The organism is Aquimarina mycalae (assembly GCF_029906345.1).
In the GTDB taxonomy this organism is placed as follows: domain Bacteria; phylum Bacteroidota; class Bacteroidia; order Flavobacteriales; family Flavobacteriaceae; genus Aquimarina.
The window spans coordinates 618507-630954 of the sequence record NZ_JARYGY010000001.1 but is presented as its reverse complement, the minus strand read 5'-3'; the positions used below and the strand labels follow the sequence as shown (position 1 = coordinate 630954).

Annotated in this window: 9 protein-coding genes; 3 read left to right on the top strand and 6 right to left on the bottom strand. The window is 32.6% G+C overall.

The genetic code is table 11. The features are described 5' to 3' along the window. Nucleotides 1-132 precede the first annotated feature (132 nt). Both QBK95_RS02665 and QBK95_RS02660 read left to right on the top strand, forming a co-directional pair. A complete protein-coding gene (locus tag QBK95_RS02665) occupies nucleotides 133-915 on the top strand; it encodes an ABC transporter substrate-binding protein (protein ID WP_280930277.1) in 783 nt (260 codons plus the stop codon). A gap of 86 nt (nucleotides 916-1001) precedes the next feature. After that, complete coding sequence (locus QBK95_RS02660; protein WP_280930275.1) at nucleotides 1002-1787, top strand: alpha/beta fold hydrolase; 786 nt, start codon at nucleotides 1002-1004, stop codon at nucleotides 1785-1787. Between the two features lie 5 nt (nucleotides 1788-1792). Here QBK95_RS02660 and QBK95_RS22930 read toward each other — a convergent pair whose 3' ends face one another. The 4 genes from QBK95_RS22930 to QBK95_RS02645 all read right to left on the bottom strand — a co-directional run bounded on the left by QBK95_RS22930 (nucleotide 1793) and on the right by QBK95_RS02645 (nucleotide 7580). Next, nucleotides 1793-1966, bottom strand: a complete 174-nt coding sequence (locus QBK95_RS22930) for a Lacal_2735 family protein (RefSeq protein ID WP_445012616.1) — start codon at nucleotides 1964-1966, stop codon at nucleotides 1793-1795. Between the two features lie 189 nt (nucleotides 1967-2155). Continuing rightward, nucleotides 2156-3517: a RagB/SusD family nutrient uptake outer membrane protein gene (locus tag QBK95_RS02655; protein WP_280930273.1), complete on the bottom strand. Its 1362-nt coding sequence runs from the start codon at nucleotides 3515-3517 to the stop codon at nucleotides 2156-2158. Between the two features lie 48 nt (nucleotides 3518-3565). Next, the gene (locus tag QBK95_RS02650; protein ID WP_280930271.1) at nucleotides 3566-6580 is read right to left on the bottom strand and encodes a SusC/RagA family TonB-linked outer membrane protein; all 3015 of its coding nucleotides are present in this window, start codon (nucleotides 6578-6580) and stop codon (nucleotides 3566-3568) included. Between the two features lie 280 nt (nucleotides 6581-6860). Continuing rightward, nucleotides 6861-7580 carry a DUF4197 domain-containing protein gene (locus tag QBK95_RS02645; protein WP_280930269.1) on the bottom strand — a complete coding sequence of 240 codons (720 nt, stop codon included), beginning with the start codon at nucleotides 7578-7580 and terminating at the stop codon, nucleotides 6861-6863. 60 nt (nucleotides 7581-7640) lie between these two features. Here QBK95_RS02645 and QBK95_RS02640 point away from each other — a divergent pair, with 60 nt between their 5' ends. After that, nucleotides 7641-8573, top strand: coding sequence for an MBL fold metallo-hydrolase (locus QBK95_RS02640; RefSeq protein WP_280930267.1), 933 nt, complete (start codon nucleotides 7641-7643; stop codon nucleotides 8571-8573). Here QBK95_RS02640 and purU read toward each other — a convergent pair. Both purU and QBK95_RS02630 read right to left on the bottom strand, forming a co-directional pair. After that, the gene (purU, locus tag QBK95_RS02635; protein WP_280930265.1) at nucleotides 8568-9422 is read right to left on the bottom strand and encodes a formyltetrahydrofolate deformylase; all 855 of its coding nucleotides are present in this window, start codon (nucleotides 9420-9422) and stop codon (nucleotides 8568-8570) included. The genes QBK95_RS02640 and purU overlap by 6 nt on opposite strands. 186 nt (nucleotides 9423-9608) lie before the next feature. After that, nucleotides 9609-12221: a zinc-dependent metalloprotease gene (locus QBK95_RS02630; RefSeq protein ID WP_280930263.1), complete on the bottom strand. Its 2613-nt coding sequence runs from the start codon at nucleotides 12219-12221 to the stop codon at nucleotides 9609-9611. Nucleotides 12222-12448: the final 227 nt, after the last annotated feature.

The following is a 12448-nucleotide window of genomic DNA, read 5'->3' as shown; positions in this document are numbered from 1 at the left end:
TTCATAGCCCCAAGATTTTAAATTATTTTTATTTCCTACAATATAAAGATATTTTGTAGGAATTCCTAATTTTAATTAGTTAATTATTAGGTGTTTGTGATTTTTTTATGATATATGAAATGTCTGTAAAATATGGTGTATACTGATCAATTAGGAAGAGAATTTACAATAGCAAAAAAACCAGTACGCATTATATCTCTTGTTCCTTCGCAAACAGAACTTCTAGTTGCCATGGGATTATCTGATCATATAGTAGGAGTGACCAAATTTTGTGTACATCCAGATTCCATAAGAAAAGAAAAAACAATTGTCGGAGGAACCAAAAAAGTTCACTACGATAAAATTAAAGCCTTACGTCCAGATATTATTCTTTGTAATAAAGAAGAAAATACAAAGGAAATGGTCGAGACGTTACAAATGGAATATCCGGTTCATGTCTCGGATATTGGTTCTATGGAAGAATCACTGGAAATGATTGAACAGTACGGTGAGATATTTGAAAAGAAAACCGAAGCTGATGCATTAATTTCTAAAATCAAATCAGAGTTAAGATCATTTAAGAAATTTCTAAAAGACAAGCCGCAACAAAGAGTAGCATATTTTATATGGCGTAAGCCATGGATGGTGGCTGGTAGAGGTACATTTATTCATCATATATTAGAACTTAACGGATTTGTAAATGTCTATGGTAATCAAGAACGTTATCCAGAAGTAATTATGGAAGAGCTTCAAAACAGAGATGATCTGGATCTTGTTTTGTTATCATCAGAGCCTTTTCCATTTTCTAACGAACATTTGATAGAAGTAACTGAATTGGTTCCTAATACTAAAGTTTCTTTGGTAGACGGAGAATATTTTTCCTGGTATGGATCAAGGTTAGTAGATGCATTTAGTTATTTTAAGACACTTCATTAATTATAAAGATTAAACAATCCCTTAAATAGTGTTAACCCTTCTTATAGAGGGTAATAAGTCATTACTTTTATCTTTCTAAATATTATATGCTTAATTATTATTTATATCATCATTCAGAGAATGCTACTTGGGTAACTTTTGTACACGGTGCTGGAGGTAGTTCTTCTATATGGTTTAAACAACTTAGAGCGTTTAGGAAGTGTTATAATATATTACTTCTTGATTTACGAGGACATGGTAACTCTAAACCATTACTTAAGGATTCTTTTGATTCTAAATATACATTTGATACGATCACAGCAGATATTGTAGAAGTTCTTGATAAAGAAAATATAATTTCTTCTCATTTTGTTGGGATTTCTCTGGGAACCATTTTGATCAGAAATCTTGCAGAGAAACATCCACATCGAGTAGATAGTATGATTATGGGTGGAGCAATTATGAAATTAAATCTTAGATCCCAAGTACTGATGAGATTAGGTGTTGTGTTTAAATCTGTAATTCCTTATATGTTTTTGTATAAGTTTTTTGCATTTGTAATCATGCCTAAAAAAAATCACAAACAGTCCAGATTGCTTTTTGTTAATGAAGCAAAAAAAATATATCAAAAAGAGTTTTTGAGATGGTTAAGACTCACTTCAGAAATTAATCCGCTTTTACGTTTTTTTAGAGATAAAGAGATCAAAATCCCAACCTTGTATATTATGGGAGAAGAAGATTATCTTTTTTTGCCATCAATACAAAAAGTAGTAGCTCTACACGAATTTTCTAATCTTTTGGTGGTAAAAGATTCTGGTCATGTGGTAAATGTGGAGCAACCAGAAACTTTTAATAAAAAAGCTCTACATTTTATACATGATTTAAAGAGCTAATAGTATTATAGCTGATGTTCTATCTTCTTGATTTGGTCTAAAATTTTAATAGCTTCTTTGTGGAGATGATCACTCTTATCTTTGTCTTTAATCGCAAGATTATAGGAGCTCTTAACTAATTTACAGTATTGGCTCTGTAGCTTTTGAAGTTCAGTCTTTCCTCGTAGTCGATTCAACATGGTAACTTTCTTTGAATAAAATTTCGGTGCAAATATATTTTATTATCCTACTAGGTTTTCTTAATTTGAAGTTAAGCTTCTATAATTTGGTATTAAAAAATATAACTTCTTTTGAAGCGTATTAAGTTTAAAAAAAAGAAGGACGTAATTTATGATACATCCTTCTTTTAAAATGTTTGCTATGATGCACTAATATCCATCGTTCTGAATTAAATTGGGATTGATGTTTATTTCTCTTTGTGGGATAGGAAGTACCAAGTTATCATCATCAAAATTTAAAGCTCCAACTGGAATTTCTAGCCTTTTGAAATCGTGTAGTTTGTGTCCTTCAAATGACAGTTCTCTTAATCTTTCCAGTATGATATCTATAAACTCAACAGTGGATAATGCACTAGCGTTTGATCTAGCTCTTAATACGGCGATGTCATTAACTGGTGTATCTCCAATTGATGTTCCTAGTATAAAATTACTTTCAGCTCTTATTAACAACATTTCAGGTAATCTTATAAAAGGAATATTTGCATTCCCCAAAATCCATTTAGTAGAAGCAATACCAGAACCTGTTTCATTATCAATGTAAAAGAAGTTTGCTCTTGCGTCGTTAAAATCATCAAATATTCCAAAGAAAGCATTCTCGATAGAAATATCTGGATTCCCAGGTCTTCCTCCAAACCTATCCGTTGCCCAAAAAGTATTCATAGTATTAGCTCCATCAGAATCTGTCACTTGCCATGAAAAAATATCTTCAGAAGAATTATCACTGTTGTTATAGGCGTCGCTAAGAGATGCTGTAAGACTATATTGTCCAGATGTAATAACATCATTTGCCAGATCTCTTGCATTCTCATAGTTACCTATTTGTAATTGTATTCTAGCTAATAATGCTTTGGCTGCGTTGGATGAAGCAAAAGCTCCATTGTTTTCTGGAAGTAACACAATAGCGTCTTCAAGATCAGTGATGATGAATTCATATACTTCTGCTATTGTATTTCTTGATGGATACGTAATATCCGCAAAAGTAATAACAGATGTTTTAACAATCGGGACACCTAATTCAGAACCATTACCACCATTATTGTTGTGCTTCGCGAAAAACCTAACCAAATCAAAATAGGTTACTGCTCGTAAAAATTTTGCCTGCCCTTCTACAGAATTTCTTGTATCGATGTTTTCAAAAACATCCAAGTTGTCCAGTACAATATTAGCTTGATTACTTATGTCGTATCCGTTTAACCAAAAATTGGTGACGAATGTATTATCGGTACTTATATTTTTATTATTAAACTCTCCTGGATCTGTAAAAGTACCATTCCAGGCAAGTTCATTATTGTTTGCTAGAAGCTCAGAAATTGTATATATCTGGCCTCCATAACTAACGCCTTGTCCAGCTTGGGCATATGCTCCTACTAGTATATTGGATACTTTTTCTTCAGTATTAAATGCATCTTCAGTAGTAAGTGCCTGATCAGGATCAATATCTAACCTGTTTTCACAACTTATTGCTAGAAGAGAAATTACTGTATAGATGATAGTTTTTATATATGTTTTCATGATATTACTTTTGTATACGTTGAAAATAAGTTTGTACGACCTTTTAGTTTAAAATTCTATGTTTATACCAAAAGAATAGGTCTTTGCTGGTGGAGCAGAATAAAAAGCAATTCCTGTTCTGATACCAGAATTACCATTAAAATCTGCGGTAGATTCAGGATCATAACCTTCGTAATCTGTTATGGTAAGTAAATTAAGACCACTAAAATAGAATCTAACTTTGTCTAGATAAAATTTCTTTGAAAAAGCTGGATCTATTGTGTATCCAAGTGTAATGTTTCTTAGCCTGATGAAATCCGATTCTTCTAGGTATCTTGTAGAATCTTGTTGACCGTTTTCTTGATTTAGTCTAGCTTCAGGTACATTGGTAATATCTCCTGGATTCTGCCATCTATCAAGTTGATCTATCGTTTGATTGTCAAAAAACTGAGCATTACTAGAGCTAAATTTACCTGCTTGATCAAATATAGAAGCTCCAAATTCTCCTTGAAATGTAAAAGTAAAATCAAGATTTTTTATTTTAATGTTGTTCGTAAATCCAATTTGATAATCAGGAAAAGGATCTCCAGTTACAATCTTATTAGCTCTTGAAGTGTTTGTGGTTAATGTTCTATCAATAGATCCATCCGTATTTATGTTATTGGTATAAAAGAGGGCATCACCATTATCTGGATCAACACCTGCATATTCAAATAAATAGAATGAAGATAGTGGCTTGTTTTCTCTAAGAATATTAATACCATCTATAATATCACCGCTAGGTAAGCTTGTAATTTCATTTTTATTCTGAGTAAAAAGACCAGTCATACTCCACGAAAATGTGGGTTTAGAAAATAGGTTTGCTGTTAAGCTAATTTCATAACCTTTATTTACGATTTCACCAATATTTCTTACGATTGATGTGAACCCAGAAGTACCTGGTAGCGGTTGATTAAAAAGTAAATCATTAGTTGTCTTGTTGTAATAATCGAATTCTGCTGTAATTGTATTATTAAAAAGACCAAAATCTACACCAATATCGTATTGTGTAGTTTTCTCCCAACGTAGTTCTCTATCTCCTAATTGAATTGGCGAAACACCTAATCTTTCGTTATAAGTGGTTACTCCAAATAGATCTTTACTCGCAAAATCACCAATTTCCGCATTACCTGTGATCCCCCAACTACCTCTTAGTTTTAGATTAGAAATTGTATAAGAATTCGAAAGAAAATTTTCTTTAGATATTATCCACGCCGCTGATGCTGCAGGAAACCATCCAAATTGAGAATCTTCTCCAAACCTTGAAGAACCATCTCTACGTATACTAAGATTAATTAAGTATTTATTTGCGATACTAAAACGAGATCTCGCAAAGTAGGATAAGAAGTTGTATTTTGTTTTGTTAGATCCTCCATTTGTTATCAGAACCGCATTGTCTAAGGTTTGTAGATCATCAGAAGGAAACCCTTGTCCAATTGTAAACTGGCTTTTACGATTGGTTTCTTCGAAACTTCCTCCTAATGTTGCAGAAAAGTCAACAGTATTTCCAAAGTTTCTTTTATAGTTTAGGTAGTTTGTGAAAATGTAGCGTTCTGTTATGGCGTTACTAACGGTTCCTACTCCTCCAGCAGATGCAAATTCTGTTAAACTACCAGAAAATCGTTCTGCGTTTTGTTTATTCGTATCATATCCGATTTCAGATTTCCATCTTAGATGATCATTAATGTAAAAATCACCTTTAACATTTAGAGTAGTTCTCCAGATATCCGTTACAAATCTTCCCGTTTGTTCCTGGCCTAAAAAATTCTGATACAATGTTGAGTTCCCATCAACATTCGCCGTGCCATCTTCGAGTAATGCTGGAGTGAGAGGAGATTGAGCAATAGATTGTAATGGTGATATAAATGCATTATCGTTTGATAATCTATCTATAGTTACTTTAGAAATATTGATATTAAATCCAACCGAAGATTTGTCGGTAATATTGGCGTCAGCTTTACCTCTTAAAGTATAACGATCCAACTCATTACCGAGTATAATTCCTTCGGTTTTATTGTAGGATGTAGACATAAAGTATGAAACATTTTCAGTTCCTCCTGAAGCAGATAAATTGATGTTTTGCGATGTACTTTCTACAAGCGCTAGATCCTGCCAATCGGTATTTACTTCGCCATTTCTCCAATCTCTTCCTAGCGCAAGTTCATCAAAAATGCTTTCTATCTCGCTTAAAGCGATTCCACTATTTAAAGCTGCTTCGGTATATAATTCTACATATTGATCGGCATTTAGAAGTTCTCTTTTGTTAGTTGCAAAATTTCTTCCTGTGGAAGTGTTTAGCATAACTTTTGTTTTACCTTCTTTTCCTTGCTTGGTAGTAATAATAATAACTCCGTTTGTCCCGCGTGCACCATAAATGGCAGCCGAAGAAGCATCTTTTAAAAAATCAATAGATTCTATATCATTAGGATTTAACCCAATTAATGGATTAATAGGAGAATTGTTTATGGATTCATCATCATTTATTAAAGGAACACCGTCTAATACATATAATGGTTCTTGTGAAGCGCCAACCGTAGCAATACCTCGAATTCTTACCTTAATTCCTGATTCTACTTTACCCGAAAGTTGAGTGACTTGCACACCTGTAACTTTACTAGTAACTAAGGATTGAATACTGGGGATATTACTGTCTTCAAGACCATCGGCCTTGATGCTACTGATACTAGAGGTTATTCTTTTTTTGGAAGAAGTACCATATCCAATCAGAACTACTTGGTCAAGTCCTTCAACGTCTTCTTCTAAGGTGATATTTATAATGTTGGATGTACTAATTACAATTTCTTGTGTTACAAAACCGATATAAGAAAATATGAGAATATCTCCTTTGTTTGCAGTAACAGTATAATTTCCATCAAAATCACTCTGTACTCCATTACTGGTGTTTTTGACTAAAATATTTGTTCCAGGAAGCGGGATTCCTGACCTATCAAGTATTTTTCCTGTGATTGTTTTTTCTTGAGCGTGTACAAGACATACGCACATAACCATAGCTATCGCTATGCTGAGTTTGGTTAAGCTTTTCATTATTGGGTTTTTATAAATCGGGCACAAAATTACGTTAATCCCGTATTAAAAAAGACCCCTACAAAAGAATCGAATAGTCTAAGTAACACCCACGTCTTGCATATTTTTAAAATACGTCAGGAAGTGCATTTCTTTATTGTTAAGAAAAGTGTCAATAAACGGATTTTCTTTCAGTTAAATTGAAAAAAACATGTATATCTGTTAAAAATTTAAAAATCGTTAAAAGCATTGTTTGATTCGATAAAGAACAAAATCCTAGATGTCTTTACATACGATTATTTTACTTTCTATCCTGAAGTGCAAAAACCTTACGTAACAAATCAGTAGTTCTAGAGCTAAGTTTAGTTCTAATCTCAGCTTCTTCTACCGCAATCATTTTGTATACTCCATTTAAGGCTTCACTAGTTACATAATCCGTAAGATCTGGATTTACATTACTAGTAAACGGAATCGAATTGTATTTCTTTATAATATTGGACCAAACACGATCTGCACCTACTTTAGATAATGATTTGTTGATTACTGGATTGAATTTACCATAAAGCGCAGTTTTTGTAGTACCCTTTAGATATTGAGTTGCAGCATTATTATTACCTAATAATATTTGTTTGGCGTCGTTAAATGTGATTTGCTTCACCGCATTTACGAATATTGGAGTTGCTTCTTTTACAGCATCTTCTGCCGCTCGGTTAAGAACTTTAAGTCCTTCATCGGCAAGGTTGTCTAGACCGATATCTCTTAACGATTTATCTACTTTTCGTAATTCATCTGGCAGGACTATTTTAACCAACTCATTTCTAAAAAAACCATCTTTTTGAGTTAGTTTGGTCACTTGCTTATCAATACCTTTATCTAATGCTTCTCTTAAACCATTTCCTATATCAATATTGCTAAGACCTATAGCTCCCGTTGTTTCCTGTGGAAGACTTTCTATTACTTGTTGTAGTTCTGCACAACTTGATAGTTGAAATATAACGAGTACTAAAAAAATTCTTTTCATAATTTCTTATTAGATTTGAGATGATAATGATTTACTATGGATTCAAAGTTAATTTTTTTAATGCTATCTATTTTATTTATTTCTTGTAAAAATAAAGAAGAAACGACAAAAGACGAATTTCGACTACATAAAGACCTACACCAATATATCACTATTTTAGGAATTGCTCAGGATGGCGGATATCCACATATTAATAATGTTCAAGAGTTTAGTTCTGTTAGAAGCGGTGAAACATCAAGAGAACTTGTGGTGGCGATGGGTATCGTGGATCAACAGTCAAAAAAGAAATTTTTGATAGAAGCTACTCCTGATATGCCCGAACAACTTGCGATGCTAGAGGATAAACATTTAGAAAATGGTACTATTATTAATGGAGTGTTCTTAACACATGCACATATAGGACATTATACTGGCCTGATGCATTTTGGAAGAGAAGCTATGGGAGCGAATCATATTAATGTATATGCAATGCCACGAATGCAATTGTTTTTAGAAAATAATGGACCGTGGTCTCAATTAGTTGATTTAGATAATATTAAAATCAAGCCGATCAAGAACAAGGTTCCTGTATCATTAACTAAAAACATTGTAATAACACCGTTTTTGGTTCCTCATCGAGATGAATTTTCGGAGACAGTTGGTTATAGAATCGATGGAGAAACAAAATCAGCACTTTTTATTCCAGATATTAATAAATGGTCCCTTTGGGAAAATGATATTGTTCAAGAGGTTAAAAAAGTTGATTATGCATTTATTGACGCTACTTTCTATAAAGATGGAGAGATACCAAGACCAATGTCAGAAGTCCCACACCCGTTTATCGAAGAAACAATTGAGCTGTTTAAAAATGAACATAAAGACATAAAATCTAAGGTGATATTTATTCACTTCAATCATTCCAATCCTTTAATGCAAAGTAATGACAAAGAGCGACTTGGTTTAGAAGAAGAAGGATATAGATTTGCAAATACTGGAGATGTTTTTCCGTTATGAGAAAATTACCGTTTTATTACTATACACCAGTACTTTTCTCTCAATATGATATTTAATTGCTCTGGATAAAACGATTTTTTCCAGATCTCTACCTTTCAAAATAAAATCTTGTACGTTATGAATATGGGATACACGAACTATTTCTTGCTCAATAATTGGCCCTTCATCTAGATCAGAAGTTACATAATGACTTGTAGCACCAATAATCTTCACACCACGCTTGTATGCAGAATGATAGGGTTTAGCACCTGGGAAAGCTGGCAGAAAAGAATGGTGAATATTGATAATTTTATTCGGAAAATGGTTTACAAAATTAGAAGATAGAATCTGCATATACCTTGCTAAAACAATAAAATTTACTTTATGTTCCTTTAGTAATGCTAGTTGGGCAGCTTCTGCTTGCTCCTTATTTTCTCTATTTACAGGGATATGCCTAAACGGAATATTAAAATTGTCTGCGATAGGTTTTAAATCTAGGTGGTTACTAATGATAATAGGAATCTTTGCATAGAGTTCACCAGAAGCATGTCTACTTAAGATGTCATACAAACAATGGTCATATTTAGAAACAAAAAGCGCCATTTTTGGTTTTTTTTCGGCATTATATAACTCCCAATGCATATTGTAATTAAGGGCAACTTCTTTGTCAAAAGATTCTTTGAACAACTTTAGTTTCTCTTCGTCCTGATCAAACTCACACTCTAACCTCATAAAGAATTCACCTAACTCTCTATCCACGTGTTGTTCAATGTATACAGTATTTCCTTTTTTTGCTAAAATGAAATTCGTTACTGTCGCTATGATTCCTTTTTTATCAGGACAATTAATGAGTAAAGTTGTCTTTTTCATATACCTAAATTCTATAAGGTTTTCAGTTTTCTGGATATAAACTTACTACTTAAGAAGTTAAAGAGTAAACATCAGAAACGTTTTTACTTAATTTAAAGTATATCACTAATTTTACTAAAATATTAATAAAAAATAAAGGCTGATTTTAATAATAATCAGCCTTTATATATTGAAAATTTGTTGAGATTATTTAATCTCTTCGATAGTATTATTAATCAAAGTTCTTAAATGATCTTTGTGTGCCTTCGACAATTTATCTCCAGTTCCATTCGATACCATTGCTCTAATTCTTTTTAGATTGTATAGAGCCATTGATTTAGAGGCGTATGTATATTGTGGTCCTTTTGTTCCTGTTTTTGATACAATACCAATAAGCCTTTTAGTATACTCTAATTGTAAATTTTGTCTAAAAGTATTAATAGAACCAGCAGCATCCGCTTGAAAAATAGCTGTATTAAGATCTGTCATTAATTCTGATAATTTGTATGTATTACCATACAGTTCAGAATCCGTAATACGTTGTAATGTATTAGGATGCATAATATGGTTCAGAACTCTTTGTTGATAATTAAGAATCAATGCATGAATCTTAGGATCTTCTGGGCCACCAAAGAAGTTATAACCTCTTCTTTGCATAGCAATATGATTATATAGATCATTAGGTGCTTTGTAAGCATTAGGGGCAAAAACGTATTTCTTCAAAGCATTCATGGCTCTTTTTTGATCTTCATAACTTACAGGAGTAAATGGTTTTGCATTTGAATCTTGCCCTACCATACTTCGATCTACATATACACCACCAATAAATCTGGAAATAACATCTCCAGCTCTACCATATTGCCCTCTTAAAATGTAGAAGGATTGTCTTAACTCTTGATATGATTGTCCTTTTCTACTAAACTTAGATTTGATTTTAGGCATGAGTTCATTGACTAATTCCATTCTGTTGATTGAATATGTAATTTGATCATTAGAAAGATCACCAGTCATTACTCTTGGGTCGATTGCTTTACCTGGTGAACGCATATCATCTGCATCGTTTCCAAAGATTAGCTCAGCTTTATTGGATTGATTAGCGATGTTCTCCAATTCAGCCTTAGAATTTACAGGAGTATACCCATACTGAATAGCCCATTCGTCATATGGTCCTACAGTGGTAGAAAAGTATTGTCCTTGGTTTAGTTTATCGTTTGCGACATTAATTACCGTATAATCCATAACGGATCCTGTAAGACATTTACCCTTGATAAATTCAGGGTCATTCAATTGCTCTGGCGAGAATAATTGACTGGCTTTCATATTGTGATTTAATCCTAATGTATGACCTACTTCATGCATAATAAGCTCTTTCATAGCCTCCATACGCATACCTTTCATTTCATTGTCATTAGCTCCATAAGCCGCTAAAGCAGCTTGTCCAAAAAGAGAATTTTCCTGCATAATGTGGCCATAAGAACAGTGTAATTGTTTATTCTTAATCGCCGTTGGATAATTGTTCTGTTCTAATTCATTGTTAGCGGTAAGGTTAAATAATTTATCATACATTACTCTATTCGTATGATATACATATTCTAACATAATATCAGCTCCCATAATTTCTCCAGTTCTTGGATTTACAAAACTAGGGCCATATCCACCAAAAGGAGGTCTCGGAGAAGATGTCCATCGCAGTACATTATATCTAATATCTCCAGCATCCCATTCTGCATCGTCTGGTTGAATCTTTACCGCTACTGCATTTTTGAAACCAGCTTTTTCAAATGCTTTATTCCATTCTAGTACAGCTTCTTTAATAGTTTCTCTAAATTCTATAGGGGTAGTGTTTTCTATCCACCATGTGATAGGTTCTACTGGTTCTGATAATGCTAAACCTGGATCTTTTTTAATAAGATTCCAACGATGCACTAAATCTCTGTACGGTGTTGGACTTGCAGAAGTCATATCAGTAACCTGCGTAAAGAAATACCCAACTCTAGGATCATCAAATCTTGGTTTATAATCATTATCGGGCATAGCAATAAGACTATGTTCAACTTTAATAGTAACATTTCTACCATCAGTTACAGCACTTGAGCCTCCATTAATAATAGAAGATTTAGAATATACTAAGTGACTGTTAATATTGGTATTTTCTGGATAGTTCTTGATAGTCTTGATTTTAGTTTTCTCTTTGCTAAGGGAACCTAATTTAAAAGCAAAAGGAGATTGTCCTGGAAAATTTGGTGCTTTGATCTGTTCAAACGTCTCTTTTAGAAAAAGATCGTCAGATTTAATTAAATACAATCCTTTTTCTTCGTCTTTAGCTTCAATTTTTAAACTAGCCATAATTCCCTCACTAATATTAGCTTCGGCGGCTTTAGATAAAGCATTGTTTTTGTCAAAGTAGTAAGAAGCGTTCTGAGTTACAAACTCTATTTTATTATAGTGCTTTTCTATTTTAAAAACCTTATTATTAAGGTATGCTCCTCTAAATGCTCCTGCTTCCAATACTCCATCAGAAATTTGACTGAAATAGATGAATTCTTTACCAATTTGGTCTTTCTTGATCAACATTTTGGTCGAACCATCTGTTGAATCTCGATAAATTGTAAATAAACCTTCGATTTTTTTACTCTTTTTAGTAAGTTCTTCGATTGTTTTTTCTTTGGCGTCTTTTTTAGGAGTATCAACTTGTTCTGTCTCTCCTTTTTTTGATTTTTTCTTTTTCTTTTTCTGAGCTTGTATGTTTTGGATACCGATACCCAAAACAAAGACAATAGATAAGAAAAATAACTTGTTTTTTGATGATGAAATTTTCATTGTACTATGTATTTGTTTTTCAATAAGTGATCAAGATATCGTTTTATCGATATAGTAAGAAAGTGTTTAACAATTCTATTAACATTTTATTGATAACCTTTATTACACGTATTTGTCCCTTGATATGAGATAAAGAAAAGAATAAGTGTTAAATTTGAACAATAAATAATAAAACAACCGCTAAGGTTAAATAAATTATATAATTCTAAAAAAATAATCGTTTTTGG

What these genes read in the sequence shown, in the direction of transcription:
- QBK95_RS02665 (WP_280930277.1), top strand. Translation starts at nt 133, where the DNA reads ATGGTGTATACTGATCAATTAGGAAGAGAATTTACAATAGCAAAAAAA.
- QBK95_RS02660 (WP_280930275.1), top strand. Translation starts at nt 1,002, where the DNA reads ATGCTTAATTATTATTTATATCATCATTCAGAGAATGCTACTTGGGTA.
- QBK95_RS22930 (WP_445012616.1), bottom strand. Translation starts at nt 1,966, where the DNA reads ATGTTGAATCGACTACGAGGAAAGACTGAACTTCAAAAGCTACAGAGC.
- QBK95_RS02655 (WP_280930273.1), bottom strand. Translation starts at nt 3,517, where the DNA reads ATGAAAACATATATAAAAACTATCATCTATACAGTAATTTCTCTTCTA.
- QBK95_RS02650 (WP_280930271.1), bottom strand. Translation starts at nt 6,580, where the DNA reads ATGAAAAGCTTAACCAAACTCAGCATAGCGATAGCTATGGTTATGTGC.
- QBK95_RS02645 (WP_280930269.1), bottom strand. Translation starts at nt 7,580, where the DNA reads ATGAAAAGAATTTTTTTAGTACTCGTTATATTTCAACTATCAAGTTGT.
- QBK95_RS02640 (WP_280930267.1), top strand. Translation starts at nt 7,641, where the DNA reads ATGCTATCTATTTTATTTATTTCTTGTAAAAATAAAGAAGAAACGACA.
- purU (WP_280930265.1), bottom strand. Translation starts at nt 9,422, where the DNA reads ATGAAAAAGACAACTTTACTCATTAATTGTCCTGATAAAAAAGGAATC.
- QBK95_RS02630 (WP_280930263.1), bottom strand. Translation starts at nt 12,221, where the DNA reads ATGAAAATTTCATCATCAAAAAACAAGTTATTTTTCTTATCTATTGTC.